Source organism: Rathayibacter agropyri, from assembly GCF_013249015.1.
Taxonomy (GTDB): Bacteria; Actinomycetota; Actinomycetes; order Actinomycetales; family Microbacteriaceae; genus Rathayibacter; species Rathayibacter agropyri.
This window is the reverse complement of sequence record NZ_JABRPL010000004.1, coordinates 61,444-86,691: the sequence shown is the minus strand read 5'-3', so window position 1 is coordinate 86,691 and position 25,248 is coordinate 61,444. Positions and strand designations below refer to the sequence as shown.

Below are 25,248 nucleotides of genomic sequence, written 5' to 3'. Positions count from 1 at the left end.
GAATGTGCCAGGAGCCTGCCGTGGAGGTTGTCCGGAGACGCAGCCGACTAGTGTCCGTACGCATGAGCGACAGCGCACAAGTCCCGACCCGCGCCAGGAGGATCTCCGCGGACCAGGTCCGAAGCCGCATGATCGACGCGGCGCGCACGGTCATCTCCACCAAAGGCTTGACGGTGAGCTTCGCGCATCTCCCGATGGAGGAGTACATCCGCCTCGCCGAAGTCCCACGTAGCTCGGTCTACCGGATCTGGAGCACCCGCGAGGAGTTCGTGGCCGACCTGATCGGCGAGGTATTCGAGCGAGACCGCTATGCCGACGGCCCGGACCCCGAAGCCCGGCGGCGGATGCGGGAGGTGTACTACCGCTTTGGCGACCTCCGCGCCACCGCTGCAGGCCGTCGCCGTGTGGCCTGGGAAAGCATCCGCATTGGCACCAACTCCAATCTGGAGACGTTGCGCCGATCCGTCGACTGGTCCTCGTACAACGCACTGCTCGCCTGCACGTTCTCGATGGAGGAGGGTCCCGCTCGAGATGCGGTACGTGCGACAGCCAAGCGCATCGAGAGCATGCTGACCGATCGCATGCAGGCGTACTACGAGCAGATGCTGACAGTCTTCGACAGCTCGATGCGGCCCGGATTCACGACGCTGCAGCTCGCCCACCTCACGGCGATCATCGTGGACGGGCTCGCGCATCGCGGCCTCCTCCTCGATGACGACCTCGACGTCGCGATCACCGCACCCGGCCTCGACGGCGAACCGGTGGAGTGGACCCTCGCGGCCTGGACGATCCGCTCGATTATCGACGGGATGCTGGAGCCGGTCGATCCGGAGGACTAGGGCGTGGGCTCCGTGAAGCCGTCGATCAGCATCAGCACCGCAGTGACGGCGAGCGAGGGCGAGTCAGGATCGTCGGGGTCGACCGGGCCTGTGACCAGCTCTGGCGCCGCAATCCGCGCGATACAGAGTCCCTCCACCAGCGCAGAGACCGCGGAGGCCAGCTCCGCGTGGCCGAATCCCGGACGCAGGTGCAGCCCCGCCTCCTCGAGCGTGTGTTGGTAGTACTTGGCCATGTTGTCGATGAAGTGCAGTTGCCGCGCTCGCAGCGCCTGCCGGATACCGGTGCGCGCCGGCTCCTGGTGCGCCTCGACCGCCCCAGCCAGCGCGATGAAGTTGCGCCAGTGCTGCGAGGCGAAGACGTTCTCGACGTTCGCGTCGACCGCGACGCGCACGGAGGCGACTAACGTCGCTCGGCGCTGCTCGGCGGTCGGCTCCTCGACGTGATGGCGGTGCAAATACGAGTCCCCGGCCACGAGCGACGGCTGATCGAGCCGGGTCGCGAGCACGCGTTCCGGGACCGCGGCGATCAGATCGTTGTAGAACGACTGCCGGGTCGGCCAGATCCGGTAGACGGTGCTCCGCGGGACGCCTGCGGAGCGGATCACGTCCTCGAGCGGCAGGTGCCCGACTCCGACCCGCAGACCCTCGACCCGCACGACTGCCAGGGCGGCGTCAAGGAGCCTCGTGCGGACCTGTTCGCGGCTCAGCCGCGTGCGCTCGGGCACTTGCGGCTGCGCCTCGACGGAAATCTCGCTCATACTGCCTCCGGCGCCGGGACAAGCGGGGATCCCCCCGACATCTGATGTGCAGTGAGCGTACCCGGCGCGGGGGCAGGAGGGGAGCCGTACCCTGCGAACGGGGGCCTTTAGTGCACTCGGACTCGGCTCGGCTGGCGCGCAGGCCGCGCTGGCTCTCCCCGTTCCGTCCACCCCTCGAGACAGGCCGATACCCGACGCCGATTCGTCAGGTCGCGCACGACCACTCGTCGTGAATCGAGCAGCGAACGCGCCGCGCCTCCTGGGCGCGAGGCGCGCCCCGGGTGCCCGCAGTGTCGGGCCGGGGCGCAGAGATCTCCGCCGCGATCGCCTCCGCAACCGCCGAGGTCGCATGTCGGACCAGGTCGACGTTGCGCGTGAGACGGGCGTGATGGCACGGGCTCGCATCGACGTCGACCACCAGCTTCGCGAAACGCAAGGACGTGCCGAGTCGCGCGAGCGGCGAGATCTCGGCGACCACCGAGGGGATGTCCGGCATGGCGAGCAGCGTGTATCGGCAGGTCGAGACGACGTAGTCGTCGACCCCCGCCTGGGCCGAGCCGGTCGCCACCATGATGTCGCCCACATCGACCGGCTGCGTCGCCTGCCCGAGCACGACGCCCGCCGTCACGCGGATGTCGCCGACGAGGGCGAGCACATGCACGCCGGCCGGCCACGGTGGCAGCGCACCGAGCTGAGCGGATCCTGTCCGGAGGCCGAGCCCCGCCTCCGACGAGAGAGCGTCGATCATCGGCACTCCGGTGCACTCCCCGGCGGAGCCCGCGTTCTCCGAGACGGCATCACCGCAGGATGCCAGGAAGGACGAGAACCCGAGCCCCTGCGGATCGAGCCCCGCACTCGCAGCCGGGATCGCGTGCGGGGCGGCGTCGACCAGCCGCCCGAGCTGCGACGCCACGTCCGATCCCGTGTTCGGTGTGCCGAAGGTGAGGACGGTCGAGACCATCGACGCCACCGCCGTGCCATCGACGGTGCCGCTCAGGGCTTGCCGGGCCGCAAGGCCACCCATCGAATGAGCGACGATGATCGCCCGGTGCCCGGTCGCCGAGACGACACAGTCGACGGAGGCGGCCAGAGCGTCGCTGATCCCGGGATCGGTAACCCAGCGCGCAGCAAGCCGACGGTAATCGAAGGTGTAGACGGCCGCGCCGGCGATCTGCTGGAGACGGCCGAGAAGAGAGGGCTCGGGCGCGCCAAGCGGAGCGGTCGGCGACTCCGACGAGACCATGTCGACGAGGTGCGAGAACGCACCGGTGCGGCTCGCGTCGTGGGTCGCGGTGCCGAGCCAGCCGTGTAGCAGCACGATCGGGACCAGGGCGGAGACCGGGCGCGGCTGCACGTCGTCGTCGGCGAGGACCGGAGCGAGCTGTGCGACGCCGCAGGACACGGGCGCACCTGCCTCCGCCGCGTCGGCTCGGCTGAAGGGCACCACGACGGCACCGACCACCACGAGCAGGGCGGCCAGCACGATGATCACGACTCTCATCCGCGCGTTTCCTCACGTGCCACGGGCGTGGCGGGGAACGGGTACAGGCTCGACCAGACGAGCCCCCTCGAGTCAATCACCCCTCCCCCCGAGTAGGGCACCCACGGGTGAAACTGGAAGCCTCCGTGCGGTTGACCGCGTCCGGGTACGACGAGGGCCCCGCCGGCATGCCGGCGGGACCCTCGATCGATCAGCTCACTGGAGTCAGCTGTAGTTGCCCGGCTCGTAGCCGTCGCTCGAGAACGAGTCGAAGTCGACGAACGACAGGTCGGCATCGCTGAAGGCGGCGTCGTCGGCGAAGATGCGGTTGGGGTACCGCTCCGACTTCGCCTCCTCGGTCGCCTCAACCGACACGTTCCGGTACTTGGCCAGACCGGTGCCCGCCGGGATCAGCTTTCCGATGATCACGTTCTCCTTGAGGCCGACCAGCGGGTCGCGCTTGCCCTCCATGGCCGCCTGCGTCAGAACGCGGGTGGTCTCCTGGAAGGACGCGGCCGACAGCCACGACTCAGTCGCGAGCGACGCCTTGGTGATACCCATGACCTCCTGGCGGGCGGACGCGGTCCGCTTGCCCTCGGTCAGAGCCGCACGGTTGACCTCGCTGTAGCGCGAGCGGTCGACGAGCTCGCCCGGCAACAGCTCCGTGTCACCGTGGTCGACCACGGTGACCTTGCGAAGCATCTGACGGACGATGACCTCGATGTGCTTGTCGTGGATCGGCACACCCTGCGAACGGTAGACGCCCTGGACGCCTCCAACCAGGTGCTTCTGGACCTCGCGGACGCCCAGCACGCGCAGGACCTCCTTGGGGTCGACCGTTCCAACGTGCAGCTGCTGCCCGAGCTCGACGTGCTGGCCGTCCTCAACGAGGAGCTGCGAGCGCTTGAGCACCGGGTAAATGACCGCCTCGTCGCCGTTGTCCGGCTGGAGGATGACCCGGCGGGCACGGTCGGTGTCCTCGACCGTGATGCGACCGGCAGCCTCCGCGATCGGCGACGCACCCTTGGGGGTACGGGCCTCGAAGAGCTCCTGCACGCGGGGCAGACCCTGCGTGATGTCGTCGGCCGACGCCGATCCGCCGGTGTGGAAGGTACGCATCGTGAGCTGCGTGCCGGGCTCACCGATCGACTGGGCCGCGATGATGCCGACGGCCTCTCCGATGTCGACGAGCTTGCCGGTGGCGAGCGAACGGCCGTAGCAGGCCGCGCAGACGCCGACGGCGGACTCGCAGGTCAGGACGGAGCGCACCTTGATGTGGCGCACCTCGGCTCCAACCAGCTTCTCGATGAGCACATCGCCCACGTCCTCGCCGGCGGAGGCGATGACCGTGCCCGCCTCATTCGTCGCCGGCGTGGCGAGCGAACGGGCATAGACCGAGTTCTCGACGTTCGAGTCCTGGATCCAGGTGCCGGTCGCGTCCTGGAGCATGATCGGCAGGTCAAGACCCTTGGTGGTGCCGCAGTCGTCCTCGCGGATGATGACGTCCTGCGAGACGTCGACGAGTCGACGCGTCAGGTACCCCGAGTCCGCGGTGCGGAGCGCGGTGTCGGCCAGACCCTTGCGGGCACCGTGCGTGGCGATGAAGTACTCGGCGACCGAGAGTCCCTCGCGGTACGAGGAGATGATCGGTCGGGCAATGATCTCGCCCTTCGGGTTGTTCACCAGGCCTCGCATGCCGGCGATGTTGCGCACCTGCAGCCAGTTACCACGGGCACCGGAGGTGACCATGCGGTTGATCGTGTTGTCCTTCGGGAAGTTCGCGCGCATCGCCGTGGCGACCTCGTCGGTCGCCTCGGTCCAGATCTTCACGAGCTCCTGACGACGCTCGGCCTGAGTAGTCAGACCCTTGTCGTACTCGGTCTCGACCTTCGCTGCCTTCTTCTCGTAGCCCGCGATGATCTCGGGCTTCGACGGAGGCGTGAGGATGTCGGACAGCGCCACAGTGACACCCGAGCGGGTGGCCCAGTAGAAGCCGGCGTCCTTGATCCGGTCGAGCGAGGCAGCGACCTCCACCTTCGGGTAGCGCTCCGCGAGGTCGTTGACGATCCCGGAGATGGTCGTCTTATCGGCGACCTGCTCGAAGTAGGGGTAGTCGACCGGCAACGCCTCGTTGAAGAGGGCGCGGCCCAGGCTCGTCTCGAGCAGGATCGGTGCGGTGACCTTTCCGGTCTCGTCGAGTTCGACTCCCTCGGGGGCCTGGCCCTGCGCGAAGTACACGTCCGACATGCGGATCTTGACCTTCGAGTTCAGGTGCAGGGAGCCCTGATCCTTCGCGAGGATCGCCTCCGAGACGGAGGAGAACGCGCGGCCCTCACCGGCGCCCCCCTCGCGGAGGGTCGTCAGGTGGTGCAGACCGATGATCATGTCCTGCGTGGGCAGGGTGACCGGACGGCCGTCCGAGGGCTTGAGGATGTTGTTCGACGCAAGCATCAGGATGCGTGCCTCGGCCTGAGCCTCGACGGAGAGCGGCAGGTGGACGGCCATCTGGTCGCCGTCGAAGTCCGCGTTGAACGCTGCACACACGAGCGGGTGCAGCTGGATCGCCTTACCCTCGACCAGCTGGGGCTCGAAGGCCTGGATGCCGAGTCGGTGCAGGGTGGGCGCACGGTTCAGCAGAACGGGACGCTCGCGGATGATCTCCTCGAGCACGTCCCACACCTGCGGGCGCGAACGCTCGACCATGCGCTTGGCGGCCTTGATGTTCTGCGCGTGCGACAGGTCGATCAGGCGCTTGATGACGAACGGCTTGAACAGCTCCAAAGCCATCTGCTTCGGCAGACCGCACTGGTGCAGCTTCAGCTGCGGCCCGACGATGATGACCGAGCGGCCCGAGTAGTCGACGCGCTTGCCCAGCAGGTTCTGCCGGAAGCGCCCCTGCTTTCCCTTGAGCATGTCGCTCAGGGACTTGAGGGCGCGGTTGCCGGTACCGGTGACGGGGCGACCACGGCGGCCGTTGTCGAAGAGAGCGTCCACCGCCTCCTGGAGCATGCGCTTTTCGTTGTTCACGATGATCTCGGGGGCACCGAGGTCGAGCAGGCGGCGGAGCCGGTTGTTGCGGTTGATCACGCGACGGTAGAGGTCGTTCAGGTCGCTCGTGGCGAAGCGGCCTCCGTCGAGCTGCACCATTGGGCGCAGTTCCGGCGGGATGACCGGGACGACGTCGAGGACCATCGCGGCCGGCGAGTTGCCGGTGGCGAGGAACGAGTTGACGACGCGCAGGCGCTTGATGGCGCGGATCTTCTTCTGACCCTTGCCCTCGGCGATCTGCAGGTGCAGCGTCTCGGCCTCGGCCTGGAGGTCGAACTGCTCGAGGCGCTTCTTGATCGCCTCGGCGCCCATGTAGGCCTCGAAGTAGACGCCGTAGCGGTCGACGAGTTCGTTGAAAACGGCGTCCTCGGGCTTGAGGTCGCCGACCTTCAGGGTGCGGAACTGCTCCCACACGCTCTCGAGCCGCGCGATGTCCTCGTCGAAGGACTTGCGGATCTGGCCCATCTCCTTCTCGGCGCCATCCTTCGTGCGGCGCTTCTGGTCGCTCTTTGCGCCCTCCGCCTCCAGGGCGGCGAGATCGGTTTCAAGGCGCGCCAGACGGTCCGCGATACGGGAGTCGCGCTGATCGGAGAGGGTCTTGATCTCGAGCCGGAGCTCGTTCTCGAGGCCGGGCATATCGGCGTGACGACCGTCGTCGTCCACGTCGATAATCATGTACGCCGCGAAGTAGATGACCTTCTCGAGGTCCTTCGGCGCCATGTCCAGCAGATAGCCAAGGCGCGAGGGAACGCCCTTGAAGTACCAGATGTGGGTAACGGGAGCGGCGAGCTCGATGTGACCCATCCGCTCGCGGCGGACCGAGGACTTGGTGACCTCGACCCCGCAGCGCTCGCAGACGATGCCTTTGAAGCGGACTCGCTTGTACTTGCCGCAGGAGCACTCCCAGTCGCGGGAAGGTCCGAAGATCTGCTCGCCGAACAGACCGTCCTTCTCGGGCTTGAGGGTGCGGTAATTGATGGTCTCGGGCTTCTTCACTTCACCGTGCGACCAGCGACGGATGTCATCGGCCGTCGCGAGGCCGATGCGCAGCTCATCGAATGTGGTTACGTCGAGCAATGTTTTCTCCTTGTCGGAAAACAGGGTGTCTCGTCAGAGACGGGAGTCGTCGGAGGCTGGCGCGGATCAGATGTCGTCGACCGAGGACGACTCGAACCGGGAGGAGATGTTGATCCCGAGCTCTTCCGCGGCGCGGTAGACCTCGTCATCGGTGTCTCGCAGGCTGACCGCGGTGCCGTCGGCAGACAGGACCTCGACGTTCAGGCAGAGCGACTGCATCTCCTTGATGAGGACCTTGAAGGATTCCGGAATGCCCGGCTCCTGGATGTTCTCACCCTTGACGATGGCCTCGTACACCTTCACGCGGCCGAGGATGTCATCCGACTTGATGGTGAGGAGTTCCTGGAGGGCGTACGCGGCGCCGTAGGCCTCGAGGGCCCACACCTCCATCTCACCGAAGCGCTGACCACCGAACTGCGCCTTACCACCGAGCGGCTGCTGGGTGATCATCGAGTACGGGCCCGTCGAGCGCGCGTGGATCTTGTCGTCGACGAGGTGGTGCAGCTTCAGGATGTACATGTAGCCGACCGAGACCGGGTCCGGGTAGGGCTCGCCCGAGCGGCCGTCGAACAGCTGCGTCTTGCCGGACGAACCGATCAGGCGCTCGCCATCACGCGTCGGGGTGGTCGAGTCGAGGAGCCCAGCGAGTTCCTCCTCCGCAGCACCGTCGAAGACGGGAGTCGCGACCTTCGTACCGGGCGCCGCCTCGCGGGCGTGCTCGGGCAGGCGCGCTGCCCACTCCGGCTGACCCTCGACCTTCCAGCCCTGCTTCGCGATCCAGCCGAGGTGGATCTCGAGGACCTGGCCGAAGTTCATGCGTCCAGGGACGCCGAGCGGGTTGAGGACGATGTCGACCGGCGTCCCGTCGACGAGGAACGGCATGTCCTCGACCGGCAGGATCTTGGAGATGACGCCCTTGTTGCCGTGGCGGCCGGCGAGCTTGTCGCCCTCGGTGATCTTGCGCTTCTGAGCGATGTAGACGACAACGCGCTGGTTGACGCCCGAGCCGAGCTCGTCGTCGCCGTCCTGGGCATCGAACACCTTGACGCCGATGATCGTGCCGCGCTCACCGTGGGGCACCTTCAGCGACGTGTCGCGGACCTCGCGGCTCTTCTCGTTGAAGATCGCGCGGAGCAGGCGCTCCTCCGCGGAGAGCTCGGTCTCGCCCTTCGGCGTGACCTTGCCGACCAGGATGTCGCCGGGGCGAACCTCGGCTCCGATGCGGATGATGCCGCGCTCGTCCAGATCGGCGAGGAGTTCAGGGCTGACGTTGGGGAGGTCGCGGGTGATCTCCTCTTTGCCGAGCTTGGTGTCGCGAGCGTCGACCTCGTACTCCTCGATGTGAATCGAGGAGAGGACATCGTCCTTCACCAGGTTCTGGCTGAGGATGATCGCGTCCTCGAAGTTGTGGCCCTCCCACGGCATGAACGCGACCAGCAGGTTCTTACCGAGTGCGAGCTCGCCCTTCTCGGTCGCGGGGCCGTCGGCGACGACCTCGCCGACCTCGATGCGCTCACCGGCCGAAACGACCACGCGGTTGTTGTACGAGGTGCCCTGGTTGGAGCGGTCGAACTTGCGGAGGAAGTAGGTCTGCGTGCCGCCCTCGTCCAGCTGAACGGTGACGGAGTCGGCAGAGACCTCCTGGACGACACCGGCCTTGTCGGCGGTAATGACGTCGCCGGCGTCGATGGCCGCAAAGCCCTCCATGCCGGTACCGACCACGGGCGACTCACTGCGCAGCAGCGGAACGGCCTGACGCTGCATGTTGGCGCCCATGAGCGCGCGGTTCGCGTCGTCGTGCTCGAGGAACGGGATCAGCGAGGTCGCGACCGACACCATCTGGCGCGGGGAGACGTCCATGTAGTCGACGCGGTCGGCGTCGACGAGCTCGACCTCTCCGCCCTTCGGACGGACCAGGACCTTACCCTCGGCGAAGCGGAAGTCGGCGGTGAGGGGAGCGTTTGCCTGGGCGACCAGGTACTCGTCCTCCTCCGACGCGGTGAGGTAGTCGATCTGCGAGGTGACGGTGCCATCGACGACCTTGCGGTACGGCGTCTCGATGAAGCCGAACGAGTTGATGCGCGCGAACGAGGCGAGCGAACCGATCAGGCCGATGTTCGGGCCTTCTGGGGTCTCGATCGGGCACATCCGGCCGTAGTGCGACGGGTGGACGTCGCGGACCTCGACGCCGGCGCGCTCACGGGAGAGACCACCGGGGCCGAGCGCCGACAGGCGGCGCTTGTGGGTCAGGCCCGCGAGCGGGTTGTTCTGGTCCATGAACTGCGAGAGCTGCGACGTCCCGAAGAACTCCTTGATCGCGGCCACGACGGGGCGGACGTTGATCAGTGTCTGCGGGGTGATCGCCTCGATGTCCTGCGTGGTCATGCGCTCGCGAACGACGCGCTCCATGCGGGACAGGCCGGTGCGGACCTGGTTCTGGATCAGCTCGCCGACCGCGCGGATGCGGCGGTTGCCGAAGTGATCGATGTCGTCTACGTCCAGGCGCAGGTCGACGGGGCCGCCATCGCGCACGCCGGGCAGTGTGGTGCGTCCGTCGTGCAGCGCGACTAGGTACTTGATGGTCGCAATGATGTCCTCGACCGTGAGTACCGAGTCGGACAGCGCCTTATCGATGCCCAGCTTGCGGTTGATCTTGTAGCGACCGACCTTCGCGAGGTCGTAGCGCTTGGAGTTGAAGTAGAAGTTGTCGAGCAGCGCGCGCGCGGCCTCGGCGGCGACCTGCTCGCCCGGGCGCAGCTTGCGGTAGATGTCGCGGAGCGCGTCCTCCTTGGTGAGGATGTTGTCCTTCTCGAGGGTCAGCTCGATCGACTCGTAGCCGGCGAACTGCTCGAGGATCTCCTCGCTCGACAGGCCGAGGGCCTTGAGGAAGACGGTGACCGACTGCTTGCGCTTGCGGTCGATGCGCACGCCGACCTGGTCGCGCTTGTCGATCTCGAACTCGAGCCAGGCGCCGCGGCTCGGAATGACGCGCGCCGAGTAGATGTCCTTATCGGACGTCTTCTCCTGCTGACGCTCGAAATAGACGCCGGGGCTGCGCACCAGCTGGGACACGACGACACGCTCGGTGCCGTTGATGATGAACGTGCCCTTCTCGGTCATCAGCGGGAAGTCGCCCATGAAGACCGTCTGAGTCTTGATCTCACCCGTGAGGTGGTTCATGAACTCGGCCTCGACGTACAGCGGGGCGGCATAGGTCTTGCCGCGCTCCTTGCACTCCTCGATCGTGTACTTCTCGGGCTCGAGGTACGGGTTGGTGAAGCTCAGCTGCATCGTCTCGCTGAGGTCCTCGATCGGAGAGATCTCCTCGAAGATCTCGTCCAGACCGGAGTTGGCGGGAAGGTCCTCCCGGCCCGCGGCTTTCGCCTCGGCGACGCGGTTCTTCCACGCCTCCGAGCCGACGAGCCAGTCGAAGCTCTCGGTCTGCAGCGCGAGCAGATCCGGAACGGTCAGGGTGTCGCTGATCTTGGCGAACGAAAGACGCGATGCTCCGCGTCCGTTCTTGGGTGAGGTGGTGGTCGCGGTGGACGCAGCAGCCAAGGAAGGAACCTCCGTAGACCCTCGCGGGTCTCAATCTGTGGGATGTGTGGAGTGGGCTCCCGCCGTCGCGGGCCGACACTCGTCCGCCGAACCGGGCGGACCGAGGCGACTCGGTCTTCGGAGCGGAGCTAGGGTGTGGCAACGGCATCCACCATCTGATGCCGGGTTCCGGTGACCTGCCGACCGCGATATGAGGGCATGGGTACTCGGGAGCGCAAAGTACGACTATAGACGGACGGCGCCACGCCGCGCAAGTGCAGACGCTTGCGTCGCTCCCCGGGGTCGGGTATACGAGTGGCTCCCACCGGGCGCGACTCGTCGTTCCCGCGGCACACCGGTTCCCGCGGCACACGTCGTTCCCGCGGCACACGTCGTTCCCGCGGCACACTGGGCGGATGCAGGAACGCACCGGACGCCGACGTAGCGCCGACTCCGACCACCCCCGCGCGGTGCTCGCGAGCGGATACACCGCGCAAATCGAGCCCGACCGGTACTCGGCCCAGGCGGCCACGCTGGTTGTCGACGGCACGCCGCAGTCGCACGTCGACCTGGCCGATCCAACCCACCTCTCGTTCGAGTACATCCGGCGCATCGGGCACGCGATCGATCTCGTCGCGCCCGAGGGCGAGAGCATCACGGCGCTGCACCTGGGAGCCGGCGCGCTCACCCTCCCGCGCTACGTCGCCGCGACGCGGCCGGGCTCCCGCCAGCAGGTCGTCGAGATCGAAGCGGTACTCGTCGACCTGGTGCGCGCGGAGCTGCCCCTGCCCCGCGGTGCTCAGATCCGCATTCGGCAGGGCGACGCGCGCGAGGTGCTCGGCGCGCTCCCGCCCGGACTTCGGGGCGCGGTCGACGTCGTCGTGGTGGATATCTTTTCGGGGGCGCGCACACCGGCGCACGTGACCAGCGCCGAGTTCTACGGAGCGATCAGGCCGCTGCTTGCACCGGGCGGCGTCGTGGCGGTTAACGTCGCGGACGGGGGTGCGCTCTCCTTCGCCCGGGCGCAGGCCGCGACACTCGCCTCCGTCTTCGCGCACACCGCGATCATGACCGACACGCAGATGCTGAAGGCGAAGCGGTTCGGGAACGTGGTGATGCTCGCCTCCGCCGACCCGCTGCCGCTCGACTCGCTGCCCCGGCGCCTCGCCGCCGATCCCGCGCCGTCGAAGCTGGTGCACGGGCAGGAACTCGCGAATTTCATGGCGGGCGCCCTCGCCGTCACCGATGAGACGGCGACTCCCTCGCCACTCCCGGCGCGCAGCGTCTTCCAGGTGCGCCGCGGCTGAGCAGGCCGCAGCCGGAGCCGAACGCGCCGTGCGACGGAGCCTCGGCGCTGGGCCGCCGGTACACTCGACGCCGGGGGTCGGCGCCCCCACCCGTCGCCGCCCGTCCTCACCGTCCACCGTGCCCGATGACCCGGATCCGCACTCCACGAGGAAGCATCGCCCTGAGCATCATCATCCGCCACGACCCCGCGACACTGCGCGAGGAGATCGACGTCGACGCCGCCCAGGACCGCCTGGAGGAGATTGGAGCGCTGCGCAGCCTCGCCGCACTCACCGAGAAGGCAGAGTTGCTGCGCCTGCTCGGCCGGATCGACGAGGCGTGGGACATCGCCAACGAGGCCGTCCGTCGCACCCGCTTCTCGGGCGACCGCGCCGAGCTGCTGACTGCGCGGGTCCGCCGTGCCCGCCTGATGCAGCTTCGCGGCCGCCCCGACGAGGCGCTCTCCGAGCTCGCCCTCTGCGTCGAGGAGGCGCGCACCCACGAGTGGCACCTCGAACACTCGTTTGCGCTCAAGCACCGCGGGCTGGCTTTCTTCGAGCTCGGCGAGTACGGCCGCGCCGTCCGTGACTTCGACGCGGCCACGGCCCTCGGCGAGCGCGTCGGCGTCTCCGAGGAGGAGCTGGAAGTCGCGCGCCTGGGCTTCGCCGCTGCCTCCGAGTTCCAGGACGAGTCCGAACGCGGCCCGCGCACTGACGGCGCTCTCCGCGGCCGCCGCCGGGCCGACGAGTCCTGACCTTCCGGGAGACGCTGCGTGGCTGACCTCGACGACGTCACGCGCTGGGCGCATGCACTGATCCAGGAGCACCTCGACGACTCGTGGAGCTTCGGTTTCGATCACGCGCGCACCCGGGCCGGCGCCTGCCACTGGACGCAACGCCGGATCACCGTCTCGCGCCACCTCGCCGCACGCTGGAGCGACGAGGAGGTGCACCAGACTCTGCTGCACGAGGTCGCTCACGCACTGGCCGGACCGGACGCGGCGCATGGCAGCCAGTGGCGCCACATCGCGGATCGCCTCGGATACACCGGACAGCGCACGCACAGCAATCCGACCGCAGACGACCTCGCCCCGTGGATCGGCAGCTGCCCGGGCGGGCACCTCTTCTACCGCCACCGTCGCCCCACCCGGCCGCTCGCCTGCGGGAAGTGCGCGCGGAGGTTCGACGCGGCACACGCGATTCAGTGGCGACGTCGGACGGTGCAGGCCCCATGAGCGGGGAGTCGCGGACGATCCGCGGGCACGCCCCGAGCACCGGGCAGTGGCTCGCCGAAGCGGACGGCCGGCGCTGGTGGTTCGATTCCGGGAGCCTCGCACTCGATTTCGCGACGACCGGAGCTGTGCCGCACGGGGCGACCGAGCAGTTCGACTCCGACGCTGCGCTCACCGTCTGGCTCGCCGAGCGCTTCGACGCGGTGGACACGGGAAGCCGCGACGCCCGGCTTGATGACGCCCTGATGCTCCGCTCCGCGATCGCACGGCTGGCAGAGGCGACCGAGGCGGCGACGGCACTCGACCCGCGTGACATCGACGTGGTGAATCTCGTTGCGGCGATGCCCGACATCCCGCCCGCACTCAGTGGCGGCTCGCGACAGGCGGGGCGCACGAGCGCGTCGGGCGCGCAGGCGCTCGCGACCATCGCCCGCCAGGCGGTCGAACTGCTGGGGTCGGCGGCGGCCGGCCGACTGCGGCGCTGCGCGGCACCGGAGTGCCGGATGCTTTACCTCGACACGTCGCGTGCGGGCTCCCGGCGCTGGTGCTCGATGCAGCGCTGCGGGAACCGGGCGAAAGTGCGCGCCCATCGGGAGCGTGCCGCCGCCTCCAGACGACCTGCCGCGACGCCGTCGGGGTGATCCCGTCGACGCCACGGCAGGCAGGTCAGTCGGAGACGCGGACCGAGGGGTCGAAGGCGACGTAGCCCGAGAAGTCCTTACCGACGCGGTCGAACGCGGTCGGGTACGGGTGCGGGTACGACCACGCCCTGTCCTTCTCGAGGCCGTCGGCGGTCTGCACCGAGAAGTACTGGCACTCACCCTTCCAGGGGCAGGTGTAGGGGGTAGGACTCTCGACGAGGACGCCCTCGGCGATGCTCGACGGCGGGAAGTACCAGTTCCCCTCGATCGAGATCAGGTCGGAGTCGGGCGCGTCGGCGAGGACGACGTCGTGGAGGACGGCTTTCATGGGGCCAGCTTTCGGTCGAGGCTCGGGAGCGGCGGAGTGTCGGCTCCCGTCCGAACGCTACGCCGGTGTCGGCACGGTGGTCGAGGGTGGGCGGGGCCTCGTGCGATCTGCAGGGGACGGTGCGCTGTGCAGGGGATGCGTCCGCGGACGCCGATCGCGCCGCCTCGTCGCGACGTCGGGACCAGAATCCCCTGCCCTTCGCACGTCCTCCTGCACAACGCACATCCCCCTGCAGATCGCACGTCCCCCTGCACAGCGCACGGTCCCCTGCAGATCGCACGAGGCCGGAGTCGAAGGAGCACGAGGATTAGCGCAGCACCAACACCTCGTCGGCCGTGTCGACGAGGGCCGCGGCGCGCACCTGATCGGCGCGTCCCTCCGCAGCCAGCAGCCGTCCGGAGGCGGACGCCGTGAGCAGGTGCGCACAGGCACGGCGCAGTCCCTCGTACGAGGCGCAGGCCACGGCGGCCTCGGGCGACACATGGTCGATGCCGAGCCCGATGAGCGCGTCGATGACGGCGCCCGCGGCGAGCTGGTCCTCCAGCGCAAAGCGCACATGGCCACGCTCATCGACATCGCCCACCGCGACGACGTTGATGCTCGTGCGGCCGCCGTTGTCGTGCTGGCGGGCGAGGACCCAACGGGCGACAGCGGTGCGGTCGGTCAGCCCGGCGCGAATCATCCGGCCCCCGACGGAGCCCAGGTCGAGCTCACGACCGCCGGGCAGAGCATCCACGACGACAGTGACATCGGCGGGGGCGAGCACGCGCAGCGCCCGGGCTCCCCACTCGAAGCGGATCTGATAGGTCGACTGGTCGAAGGACGCGGCACTCACGCCGCCACGCTACCGAGCGCGGTGCATACACGTCGGAGCACGCGTGCGCATCCGGTTCCTGCGCGGCGACCGGCAGAGGAGGATGTCCTGCGTGAAGGTGATGCTCAAGCACGTGCTCGATACCGACGCCGACTCCGCCTGGCGCGCCCTGCAGAGTCCGGCGGTGTTCCGCGAGGTGATGTCGCCCCTCCTGACTGCTGCCTCGCTCGACGAGGGCGGCTTCCGGCCGACCTGGGGGTTAGGCCCGCACGACGTCGCGATGGACGCGCTCGGAATCCTGCCGGTGGGCGCGCAGGAGATCGACCTGTCCTACCGCCGCGTGCCTTCGATGCCGGACGTGCGGATCCTCCGCGACAGCGGCGGACCGCTCTCGGGCTCCCTCCGCCTGATCACCGCCTGGGACCACCGCATGGCCGTCGCACCGCTTGCCGACGGACGCACTCTGTTCCGCGACCGGCTCGAGTTCTCGGCGGGCCTTGCCTCCGCTGCGCTCTGGCCGTCCGTGTGGGCGTTCTGGCAGTGGCGGGGCATCCGCATCCGCTCGCTCGCGCCCTCGTGGCGGCACGACGTCGGGGCCGACACTCGCCCACGAGGGGAGGCGGCATGAGTCCCGAGGACACGGAGGAGATCTCGCGCTCCGAGCTCCTGCATTTGCAGTGGCCGTCGACGGGGGAGGATGAGCTGGACACCGGCACCACCTCACTGAGCCGGAAGTTGGCGAGCGCGATCGAGGTCACAGACTGGCGCCGCCACATGCAGGCCCTCTACGCCGAGGTCCGCCGCCTCTCGAACGTCGATCTGCTCGCCGCGCACGCCTCATGGATCCGCGGGCGGAACGCGCTCTTCGCGCAGCATCCGTCCACTCCCCTCCTGCCGGGCGATCGAGCGCACTTCCGCTCGCTCCCCATCGCGCCCTACGACGCTGCCTGGCGGTTCGAGCTCGAGATCGTTCCGGCCGACCAGGCACGTCGGATGGAGGTCGAGACCGGCACCGACGGCACCGTGCCGTTCGAGCTGATCGGCACCGTCGAGGTGCCCCACGCCGGCAGCCTCGACGTGTGGCGGCTCGCCTCCTATGGCGGCGGCCTGTTTCTCCCGGTCAAGGACGCCTTGGCCGGGACGCCCGGAGGCACCTACGGGGGCGGGCGCTACCTGCTCGACACCGTCAAGGGAGCGGACCTCGGGCCGGGTGCCGCGCCCGGAACCCTCGTGCTCGACTTCAACTTCGCCTACAACCCCTCCTGCGCTTACGACCCCGCCTGGGCCTGCCCTCTCGCCCAAGCGGGCAACACGCTGACGGTCGAGGTGCCGGTGGGCGAGCGCTACCGCGGCTGATCCGGGCGTCAGATGGTAGATGCGTGGGTCGGCATCCAGCCGGAGGCTGGACGCGCTCGGAGCCTCGGCCGTTAGCCTCCTCACGGCGCTGCCGAGCGCCGGGAAGCAGGAACTACGCATGCCCCGTCCCGTCCTCCTCGTGACCGGAACCTCCACTGGGATCGGCCGCGTGACCGCGGTCGAGGCCGCCCGATCCGGTTGGCAGGTGGTCGCGACAGTCCGCGACCCGGAGCGAGCGGAGGAACTTCGCGCCGCGGCCGCAGACGGCCGGCTCCACCTGGACATCCGGGCGCTCGACGTGACGGATGCTGACTCGGTCGCGGCGGCCGTGAACGCGGTGCAGGAGGAGCACGGCCGACTCGACGCTCTCGTCAACAACGCCGGAGTCGGGCACCTCGGCACGGTTGAGCACGAGGATCCGGCCGAGCTGCGCCGGGTGATGGAGGTCAACTTCTTCGGCACGGTCGCGGTCACGCGCGCCGCACTGCCGATGCTCCGCTGCTCGCGCGGACGGATCGTCACCGTCTCGAGCGTCGGCGGGGCCATCGGCCAGCCGTTCGCCGAGGCCTACTGCGCGGCGAAGTTCGCGGTCGAGGGCTTCTTCGAGTCTCTCGCCCCGGTCGCCGCCACGGTCGGCGTGCAGGTCTCGCTCGTCGAGCCGGGCGCCGTACGGAGCAGCTTCGTCGAGAACGCGGGCATTGACGCGAACACGATGCTCGCCCAGGCAGGCCCGTACGCGTCCGCCCTCAGTGCTTACCTCGATCGCGCCGCATCCACCTTTTCCTCGACGCACGCGCAGGATCCGGGCGACATCGCCGCCGTGATCCTGAGGACCCTCCGCGAGGAGGTGCCACCGTTCCGGGTGCAGACCTCGGACTGGGTGGAACGGTTCGTCGGCGCCAAGCTGAGCGACACCGACGGCTCACGGGTGCAGACCGCGATGCGCGGATGGATCGCCACCCGCTAGAGTGGGACGGTGCGAGCGCAACGACTGCGCTCCCCCGCGTCGTAGAACGCCCCTTGTCCCTAGGACTCTGACCGTCGAGGATCCGTCCCGACCATCTGGCGCACGTGCATGAGGCCCCGGCCGCGCGCACCGAATCGTACGGCGAACGGATGTGACCACCGTCACCTTCGCCCGAACGCCGATCACCCGTGCCCCGGCCACCGCCCGCGCGTCCTCGATCGGCATGATGCCCCTGAAAGGCACCACTCCATGTCGAACATCCCCTCCTTCAGCGCTCTCGGCGTTCCGGCCCCGCTCGTGGCCGCGCTCACCGCGAACGGCATCACCGAGCCCTTCCCGATCCAGGTCGACACGCTGCCCGACACCCTGAACGGCCGCGACGTCCTCGGCCGGGGCAAGACCGGCTCCGGCAAGACTCTCGCCTTCGCCATCCCGATGGTCGCCCGCCTCGGCGGAGCGCTCTCCGGCGGTCGCCGTCGCCCTGGCCGTCCGCTCGGCCTCATCCTGGCACCGACCCGCGAGCTGGCCACCCAGATCACGGCCGCCATGCAGCCCCTCGCCAACGCCTACGGCATCGTCACGACCACGATCTTCGGAGGCGTGTCGCAGCAGCGTCAGGTCGCCGCACTCAAGCAGGGCGTCGACATCGTCGTAGCCTGCCCCGGTCGCCTTGAGGACCTGATGAAGCAGGGCTTCGTGAACCTCGACGCCGTCGAGATCACCGTGCTCGACGAGGCCGACCACATGGCCGACCTCGGCTTCCTGCCCGTCGTCACGCGGATCCTCGACAAGACCCCGCGCGGCGGCCAGCGCCTCCTGTTCTCGGCCACGCTCGACAACGGCGTGGACAAGCTGGTCAAGAAGTACCTGCAGAACGAGGTGCTGCACTCGGTCGATGAGGCCAACTCGCCCGTCGCCCTGATGACCCACCACGTCTTCGAGGTCGACGGTCTCGACTCGAAGAATGCCCTCGTGAAGACTCTCGCGTCAGGCACCGGCCGCCGCATCCTCTTCATGCGCACGAAGCACCACGCGAAGAAGCTCGCCAAGCAGCTCACTGGCCAGGGAATCCCCGCCGTCGATCTGCACGGCAACCTCTCGCAGGTCGCCCGCGACCGCAACCTCGCGGCATTCGGGGCAGGCACCGTGAAGGTCCTCGTCGCCACCGACGTCGCCGCCCGAGGCGTGCACGTCGATGACGTCGAGCTCGTAATCCACGTCGACCCGCCGATGGAACACAAGGCGTACCTGCACCGCTCGGGCCGCACCGCCCGCGCCGGCAGCGAGGGAGACGTCGTCACCGTCGTTCTGCCCACGCAGCGTAGCGACGTGAAGACGCTTCTCCGCAAGGCCGCGATCCAGGTCGCCCCTCAGCAGGTCACGGCTGACTCGGCCGCCGTCGCGAAGCTCGTCGGCGACGTCGCCGCGTACGTCACGCCGACCGCCGTGGTCGAGCCTGTCCGCAGCCAGTCGCAGGGCGGCCGCTCGCAGGGCGCGAATGCTCAGCGCAAGCGCGTAGCGCGCACCGAGGGCACCACGGCGCCCCGCGGAGGACGCTCGACCGCGGACACCGACCGTCCCCGCCGCGACCGCGCCACCGAGGGAGCCGCCCGCGGCGGTGCACGCGGCGGCCGCAGCCGCTCGGCCGGCGCACCCTCGACCTCCGGCGGATCGCGCTCGTTTTACAGCACCGCGACGGGTGGGGCGTCCTCGACTGCACCCGCCCGCGAGTCTGCCGGCGGTCAGCGCCGCGGGGGGCGACGCGCGCAGGGATGAGTGTGACGGTGCGCCGCGAGGCGGCGCACCGTCCTCGGCGTCTCAGGGCGGCAACCGCGGCACGACGCTCCGGCGTCCACGCGGCTAGCCCAGCTTGCCCACTGAGGCCAGTGCGGCGCGCAGCAGGGCGCCGCGACCGCCCTCCATCTCGGCGGAGACAGCCTCGGAGCATGCCTCGTCCGGGGTCATCCAGGTGAGTTCGAGCGCGTCCTGACGAGGGTCGCAGGTGCCGGTGACCGGAACCACGTAGGCGAGGGAAACCGCGTGCTGGCGGTCGTCGGTGAACGGGCCCATTCCCGGCATCGGGAAGTACTCCGCGACGTGGAAGGGCAGGGGACTCGCCGGGAGGAGGGGGAAGGCCATCGGGCCGAGGTCCTTTTCGAGGTGGCGGAACAGCGCGTCGCGCAAGGTCTCTCCGTACATCACACGGCCCGAGACGATCGTGCGCGTGATCTGGCCAGAGGGCGTCGCGCGCAGCAGCATGCCGACCTCGGTGACCTGCCCGAGTCCATCGACCCGCACCGGCACTGCCTCGACGTACAGCAGCGGGAGCCGTCGGCGGATCTCGGCGAGTTCATCGTCAGACAGCCACCCGGAGTTGGGGTCAGGGGTTCGCACGCTCATGGTGCCATTCTTACCCGACCCGGAAGGCTCTTCGGTCCGGCGTAACCGTCACGGGCGCTTCGGGAGAGGATGGTCAGGTGGGAATCGACGCGAACGCGGTGCTGTGGTCCTCGTCCGAACGCGATCGTGGAGGGCGTCCCCTCCTGGTGCTGCTGCACGGCTACGGCTCCCACGAGGGCGATCTCTTCTCGCTCGGGGCCTACCTGCCGCTGGAGCCGGTGCTCGCGTCGCTGCGAGCGCCCCTTCCCCTGGGAGGCGGAGCGAACGCCTGGTGGCCGCTGCGCGTTCCGCTCGATCCAGACGAGCCGCGCGCTGACCCGACCGGGGTCGAGGAGGCGGTGAGCGGGGTCCTCGACTGGCTCGACTCCCTCGGACACGCGGGTCCGGTCGGGCTCCTCGGCTTCTCGCAGGGCGCCGCCCTCGCGGTGCAGTTGCTGCGGCGCGCATCCGACCGTTTCGCCTTCGCCGTCGCGCTCTCGGGCTTCGTGGTGCCGCTCGCCGAGGGCGACGACGCCGACGAGCGCCTCGCCCGCGACCGTCCCCCGGTCTTCTGGGGGCGCGGCACGCTCGACTCCGTGATTCCCGAGGAACTCGTCCGAGAGGCGGGGGCCTGGTTTCTCGGGCACACGGCCCTGGACGCGCGCGTCTACGAGGGAGTCGCCCACGGCGTGAGCCAGGCGGAACTCGCCGACATCGGCACCTTCGTCCGCCTCGGTTTCGCCTGACTCGCGCCACCGAGTGCTCCAGGCTCGCCGTCAAGGGCTCGCCCCCGGTGCCTGTGCCCGGCAATGTCGGAGGTGGCAGAGAGGATGAACGCATGCCGGACGTCCTCGATCGCTTCTCCCCCGCCACGCGGGCGTGGTTCGAGGGTGCGTTCCCGGCTCCCACCGCCGCTCAGGAGGGAGCGTGGTCGGCCATCTCGAGCGGAGCGCACGCCCTCGTCGTCGCGCCCACCGGCTCCGGCAAGACGCTTTCCGCGTTCCTCTGGGCGATTGACCGGCTGGTGCAGGGCCCGCCTCCTGAGGATCCGCAGCATCGCACGCGTGTGCTGTATGTCTCACCGCTGAAGGCACTCGGGGTCGACGTCGAGCGCAATCTCCGCTCTCCGCTGGTCGGCGTCACGCAGACCGCGCTCCGGCTCAGTGCCGAGGGCGTCGGCACTGCCCCGGCTACCGTGACGGTCGGCGTCCGCTCGGGCGACACTCCGGCCGCCGAGCGGCGGGTACTGCAGAAGACGCCGCCCGACATCCTGATCACGACGCCCGAGTCGCTGTACCTCATGCTGACGTCCGCAGCGCGGGAGTCGCTGCGCGGGGTTGAGACCGTCATCGTGGACGAGGTGCACGCGGTCGCGTCGACTAAGCGCGGCGCGCACCTCGCCGTCTCGCTCGAGCGGCTCGACGCGCTGCTCCCCAAGCCTGTCCAGCGGATCGGCCTCTCCGCGACCGTGCGCCCCCGGGAGGAGGTGGCGCGGTTCCTCGCCGGCCGTTCGCCCGTCACGATCGTGGCGCCCGCCTCCGAGAAGCAGTGGGACCTCAGCGTCGTCGTCCCCGTCGAGGACATGTCGGAGTTGGGCGCCGCCGCGCCGCAGGAGGGCTCGACGATGGGGGCGACCGGCGCGCAGAGCGGATCGATCTGGCCGCACGTCGAAGAGTCGATCGTCGACCGCGTGCTCGCGCACACGTCCTCCATCGTCTTTGCCAACTCCCGACGACTCGCCGAACGGTTGACCGCGCGGCTGAACGAGATCCACGCCGAGCGGCGGGAGGCCGAGGTTGAGCGGGCAGGCGAGCCGGTTGCGGTCGGCGCGCTGCTGGGCGAGGCCACCGCCGCCATCCGCCGCGAACCTGCCGAGCTCATGGGCGCTGCTGGCGGCACCAGCGGAATCGGACAGTCGGCTCCGGAGGACGAGCCGCTGCTTGCCCGCGCGCATCACGGCTCCGTGAGCAAGGAGCAGCGGGCGATCATCGAGGATGATCTCAAGTCGGGTCGTCTGCGCTGCGTCGTGGCGACCTCGAGCCTCGAACTCGGCATCGACATGGGCGCGGTCGACCTCGTCGTGCAAGTCGAAACGCCGCCGTCGGTCGCCAGCGCCCTACAGCGCGTCGGCCGTGCCGGGCACCAGGTCGGCGAGGTCTCGCGCGGCTCCTTCTACCCCAAGCACCGTGCCGACCTGCTGCACACCGCCGTCACCACCGAGCGGATGCGCGCCGGGATGATCGAGGCCATTTCGGTGCCGGCAAATCCGCTCGACATCCTCGCCCAGCAGACCGTCGCCGCGACCGCGCTCGAGAGCCTCGACGTCGACGAGTGGTTCGACACCGTCCGCCGCAGCGCCCCGTTTGTATCGCTCCCGAGATCGGCCTACGAGGCGACCCTCGACCTCCTCTCGGGTCGCTATCCCTCCGACCAGTTCGCCGAATTGCGCCCGCGCCTGGTCTGGGACCGCGACGGGAACACGCTCACGGGCCGCCCGGGCGCCCAGCGCCTCGCCGTGACGAGTGGCGGCACCATCCCTGACCGCGGGCTCTTCGGCGTGTTCATGGTCGGCGAGCCAGGGTCTAGCGGCAACCGAGTGGGCGAGCTCGACGAAGAGATGGTCTACGAGTCGCGTGTCGGCGACGTCTTCGCGCTCGGAGCGACGAGCTGGCGGATCCAGGAGATCACCTACGACCGCGTGATCGTGACGCCCGCATTCGGCGAGCCGGGGCGCCTCCCCTTCTGGAAGGGCGATTCGCAGGGCCGCCCGGCCGAGCTCGGCGAGGCGATCGGGGCGTTCACCCGCCAGATCGGGGGATCGGTGCCGGAGACGGCCCGCGAGCGCTGTACCGCGGCCGGGCTTGACGAGTACGCGACGAACAACCTGCTCTCCTTCCTCGACGAGCAGCGGCTCGCGACCGGGCAGATCCCCGACGACCGCACCCTCGTGCTCGAACGCTTCCGTGACGAGCTGGGCGACTGGCGACTCGTCCTGCACTCCCCCTACGGCATGCAGGTTCACTCGCCGTGGGCGCTCGCCATCGGCGCCCGCGTCCGCGAGCGGCACGGGGTCGACGGAGCGGCGATGGCGGGCGACGACGGCATCGTCGTGCGGATCCCCGACACGGAGTCCGAGCCGCCCGGCGCCGAACTGTTCCTCTTCGAGCGCGAAGAGCTGGAGCAGTTGGTCACCAGCGAGGTCGGTGGCTCGGCCCTCTTCGCCGCCCGCTTCCGCGAGTGCGCGGCCCGGGCGCTGCTGCTCCCTCGCTACAACCCCGGCAAGCGCTCCCCGCTCTGGCAGCAGCGTCAGCGTGCGGCACAGCTTCTCGACGTGGCGCGCACGTACCCGACCTTCCCGATCATCCTCGAGACCGTGCGCGAGTGCCTCCAGGATGTCTACGACCTGCCCGCGCTGCTGCGCCTCGCAGCGCGCCTCGACGGACGCGAACTGCGAATCCTCGAGGTCGAGACCCCGACCGCCAGCCCGTTCGCCCGCTCAATGCTCTTCGGCTACGTTGCCGCCTTTATGTACGAGGGTGACAGCCCGCTGGCCGAGCGACGCGCCGCCGCGCTCTCGGTCGACGCCGCCCTGCTGGGCGAGCTCCTCGGCCGCGCCGAACTGCGCGAGCTGCTCGATCCACTCGTCCTCGCGCAGATCGAGCGGGAATTGCAGCGCGTCGAGCCGGAGCGCCGACTGCGCGGCCTTGAGGGAGCCGCTGACCTGCTCCGCCTGCTCGGACCGCTCACGATCGACGAGCTCGGCGAGCGGCTGGTCGACGAGGCGGTCGCCTCCGCCGACGTCGCGAAGGCCGCGCCAATCGACCGCGATGTCCTCGAGGCGCAGGTCGCCGCACTTGTGCGCGCCAAGCGCGTACTGCCGGTCGGCCTCGGCGGCGAGCAGCGCTACGCCGCGATGGAGGACGCTTCGCGCCTCCGCGATGCGCTCGGCGTGCCCCTCCCAATCGGCGTGCCCGTTGCCTTCATCGACCCGGTCCGTGATCCGCTCGGCGACCTCGTGGCCCGCTATGCCCGCACCCACGGCCCGTTCACCGCCACCGCAGTCGCCGCGAGGCTGGGCCTCGGCGTCGCGGTCGTCGCCGACACCCTGCGCCGGCTCGCCGGCGAGCGCCGCGTCTCGGAGGGTGAGTTCAGGCCGAACGGCACCGGCACGGAGTGGTGCGATGCAGAGGTGCTGCGGCGCCTGCGCAGCCGATCGCTCGCCGCGCTCCGCAAAGAGGTCGAGCCGGTCGATGCCGCCGCGTACGGCCGCTTCCTCCCCGCCTGGCAGCACGTCGGAGGCTCGCTGCGCGGGGTCGATGGGGTTGCGTCCGTCATTGACCAACTCGCCGGCGCGCCGATCCCCGCCTCAGCCTGGGAGTCGCTGATCCTGCCCGCGCGGGTGCGCGACTACTCCCCCGCCCTGCTCGACGAGCTGACCGCCACCGGCGAGGTGCTCTGGGCCGGAGCCGGCACCCTCCCCGGCAACGACGGCTGGGTGAGCCTGCACCTCGCCGAGACCGCCGGTCTGACCCTGCCCGTACCCGCCGAGACCGTGCCGCTCGGCGATCTGCAGCAGGAGATCGTGGGCGTACTCGGTTCCGGCGGCGGCTACTTCTTCCGCCAGCTCTCGGACGCGGTGGGCTCGACCGATGACGCCGGCCTCGTCGGGTCCCTCTGGGAGCTGGTGTGGGCGGGTCTGGTCACCAACGACACGCTCGCACCGTTGCGCACGCTCGTCGGGTCGACCGGCGGCGCGCACCGGCAACCGCGCGCACCTGCCCGGGCCCGCGCCCCCCGGGGACGGATGACCGCGCGCCCCACGATGGCAACCCGGGTTGGTCCCCCGACAGCGGGCGGCCGCTGGTCGATCGTGCCCCTGGCCGAATCCGACGCCACGGTCCGCGGACACGCGCTCGGCGAAACCCTGCTCGAGCGCTACGGCATCGTGACGCGCGGCTCCGTGCAGGCCGAGGGAGTTCTCGGTGGCTTCGCGCTCGCCTACAAGGTGCTGAGTGGCTTCGAGCAGCAGGGTCGGGCCCGCCGCGGTTACTTCATCGAGAAGCTCGGCGCGGCCCAGTTTGGAACCGCGGGCAGCGTCGACCGCCTCCGCACCTTCGCCCCGCAGGACGAAGCGCAGGAGCGGTCACGGCCGGTCCTCGCACTAGCGGCGACGGATCCGGCCAACCCTTTCGGAGCTGCGCTCCCGTGGCCGCAGAGTGAGGGCCACCGTCCGGGCCGCAAGGCCGGCGCCCTGGTCGCCGTGGTCGACGGCGCGCTCGCGGTCTACCTCGAGCGTGGCGGGAAGACCGCCCTCACCTTCAGCGACGACGAAGTCGTCCTGGCCGACGCCGCCGGAGCACTCTCGCAGCTCGTCCGCTCCCGGGGAGTCGACAAGCTCACTGTGGAGAAGATCGACGGCGTCTTCGCACTGGGAACGCCCTTCGGCGACGCGCTCACCGCCGCGGGCTTCGTGGCCAATCCCCGGGGCCTGAGGATGCGCTCGTGA

The 25,248-nt window shown here is 69.6% G+C and carries 18 protein-coding genes; 11 read left to right on the top strand and 7 right to left on the bottom strand.

The window, feature by feature from the left end; translation table 11 throughout:
* The first annotated feature begins 62 nt into the window (after nucleotides 1-62).
* Nucleotides 63-839, top strand: a complete 777-nt coding sequence (locus tag HRF29_RS11355; RefSeq protein ID WP_173248877.1) for a TetR/AcrR family transcriptional regulator — start codon at nucleotides 63-65, stop codon at nucleotides 837-839.
* Here the strand turns inward: HRF29_RS11355 and HRF29_RS11350 are convergent.
* The 4 genes from HRF29_RS11350 to rpoB all read right to left on the bottom strand — a co-directional run bounded on the left by HRF29_RS11350 (nucleotide 836) and on the right by rpoB (nucleotide 10,760).
* A complete protein-coding gene (locus HRF29_RS11350) occupies nucleotides 836-1,597 on the bottom strand; it encodes a TetR/AcrR family transcriptional regulator (protein WP_173248875.1) in 762 nt (253 codons plus the stop codon). The genes HRF29_RS11355 and HRF29_RS11350 overlap by 4 nt on opposite strands.
* A 205-nt stretch (nucleotides 1,598-1,802) precedes the next feature.
* Entirely contained in the window at nucleotides 1,803-3,098 is a 1,296-nt protein-coding gene (locus tag HRF29_RS11345) for an esterase/lipase family protein (RefSeq protein WP_173248873.1), read from the bottom strand.
* A gap of 204 nt (nucleotides 3,099-3,302) precedes the next feature.
* A complete protein-coding gene (locus tag HRF29_RS11340) occupies nucleotides 3,303-7,202 on the bottom strand; it encodes a DNA-directed RNA polymerase subunit beta' (RefSeq protein ID WP_173248871.1) in 3,900 nt (1,299 codons plus the stop codon).
* A 66-nt stretch (nucleotides 7,203-7,268) separates the two neighbouring features.
* On the bottom strand, nucleotides 7,269-10,760 hold the full coding sequence (rpoB, locus tag HRF29_RS11335) for a DNA-directed RNA polymerase subunit beta (RefSeq protein ID WP_173248869.1): 3,492 nt from the start codon (nucleotides 10,758-10,760) through the stop codon (nucleotides 7,269-7,271).
* Nucleotides 10,761-11,155: 395 nt separating this feature from the next.
* Between rpoB and HRF29_RS11330 the strand changes: the two genes are divergently transcribed.
* The 4 genes from HRF29_RS11330 (at nucleotide 11,156) to HRF29_RS11315 (ending at nucleotide 13,898) form a co-directional block, all read left to right on the top strand.
* Nucleotides 11,156-12,046 (top strand): spermidine synthase, encoded by an 891-nt coding sequence (locus HRF29_RS11330; RefSeq protein ID WP_173248867.1) that lies wholly within the window; start codon nucleotides 11,156-11,158, stop codon nucleotides 12,044-12,046.
* 125 nt (nucleotides 12,047-12,171) lie between these two features.
* Nucleotides 12,172-12,780, top strand: coding sequence for a hypothetical protein (locus HRF29_RS11325; RefSeq protein ID WP_173248865.1), 609 nt, complete (start codon nucleotides 12,172-12,174; stop codon nucleotides 12,778-12,780).
* 18 nt (nucleotides 12,781-12,798) lie between these two features.
* A complete protein-coding gene (locus HRF29_RS11320) occupies nucleotides 12,799-13,260 on the top strand; it encodes a SprT-like domain-containing protein (RefSeq protein WP_173248863.1) in 462 nt (153 codons plus the stop codon).
* On the top strand, nucleotides 13,257-13,898 hold the full coding sequence (locus HRF29_RS11315) for a CGNR zinc finger domain-containing protein (RefSeq protein WP_173248861.1): 642 nt from the start codon (nucleotides 13,257-13,259) through the stop codon (nucleotides 13,896-13,898). The genes HRF29_RS11320 and HRF29_RS11315 overlap by 4 nt, the downstream gene beginning before the upstream one ends.
* Nucleotides 13,899-13,923: 25 nt before the next feature.
* Here HRF29_RS11315 and HRF29_RS11310 read toward each other — a convergent pair whose 3' ends face one another.
* Together HRF29_RS11310 and HRF29_RS11305 are read right to left on the bottom strand one after the other, a co-directional pair.
* Nucleotides 13,924-14,226, bottom strand: coding sequence for a DUF427 domain-containing protein (locus HRF29_RS11310; RefSeq protein WP_173248859.1), 303 nt, complete (start codon nucleotides 14,224-14,226; stop codon nucleotides 13,924-13,926).
* Nucleotides 14,227-14,533: 307 nt separating this feature from the next.
* On the bottom strand, nucleotides 14,534-15,061 hold the full coding sequence (locus HRF29_RS11305; RefSeq protein ID WP_173248857.1) for a 2-phosphosulfolactate phosphatase: 528 nt from the start codon (nucleotides 15,059-15,061) through the stop codon (nucleotides 14,534-14,536).
* Between the two features lie 82 nt (nucleotides 15,062-15,143).
* Here HRF29_RS11305 and HRF29_RS11300 point away from each other — a divergent pair, with 82 nt between their 5' ends.
* From HRF29_RS11300 to HRF29_RS11285, 4 genes are all read left to right on the top strand, one after another.
* Complete coding sequence (locus HRF29_RS11300) at nucleotides 15,144-15,668, top strand: hypothetical protein (protein ID WP_187698416.1); 525 nt, start codon at nucleotides 15,144-15,146, stop codon at nucleotides 15,666-15,668.
* A gap of 146 nt (nucleotides 15,669-15,814) precedes the next feature.
* Complete coding sequence (locus tag HRF29_RS11295) at nucleotides 15,815-16,396, top strand: DUF1684 domain-containing protein (RefSeq protein ID WP_246226968.1); 582 nt, start codon at nucleotides 15,815-15,817, stop codon at nucleotides 16,394-16,396.
* A gap of 118 nt (nucleotides 16,397-16,514) precedes the next feature.
* Nucleotides 16,515-17,363: an SDR family oxidoreductase gene (locus HRF29_RS11290; RefSeq protein ID WP_173248851.1), complete on the top strand. Its 849-nt coding sequence runs from the start codon at nucleotides 16,515-16,517 to the stop codon at nucleotides 17,361-17,363.
* Between the two features lie 249 nt (nucleotides 17,364-17,612).
* Nucleotides 17,613-19,139 (top strand): DEAD/DEAH box helicase, encoded by a 1,527-nt coding sequence (locus HRF29_RS11285; protein ID WP_173248849.1) that lies wholly within the window; start codon nucleotides 17,613-17,615, stop codon nucleotides 19,137-19,139.
* Between the two features lie 84 nt (nucleotides 19,140-19,223).
* Here HRF29_RS11285 and HRF29_RS11280 read toward each other — a convergent pair whose 3' ends face one another.
* Nucleotides 19,224-19,763, bottom strand: a complete 540-nt coding sequence (locus HRF29_RS11280; protein WP_173248847.1) for an NUDIX hydrolase family protein — start codon at nucleotides 19,761-19,763, stop codon at nucleotides 19,224-19,226.
* A 77-nt stretch (nucleotides 19,764-19,840) separates the two neighbouring features.
* Between HRF29_RS11280 and HRF29_RS11275 the strand changes: the two genes are divergently transcribed.
* Both HRF29_RS11275 and HRF29_RS11270 read left to right on the top strand, forming a co-directional pair.
* Nucleotides 19,841-20,488, top strand: coding sequence for an alpha/beta hydrolase-fold protein (locus HRF29_RS11275; protein WP_173248845.1), 648 nt, complete (start codon nucleotides 19,841-19,843; stop codon nucleotides 20,486-20,488).
* Between the two features lie 92 nt (nucleotides 20,489-20,580).
* The gene (locus tag HRF29_RS11270) at nucleotides 20,581-25,248 is read left to right on the top strand and encodes an ATP-dependent helicase (RefSeq protein WP_173248843.1); all 4,668 of its coding nucleotides are present in this window, start codon (nucleotides 20,581-20,583) and stop codon (nucleotides 25,246-25,248) included.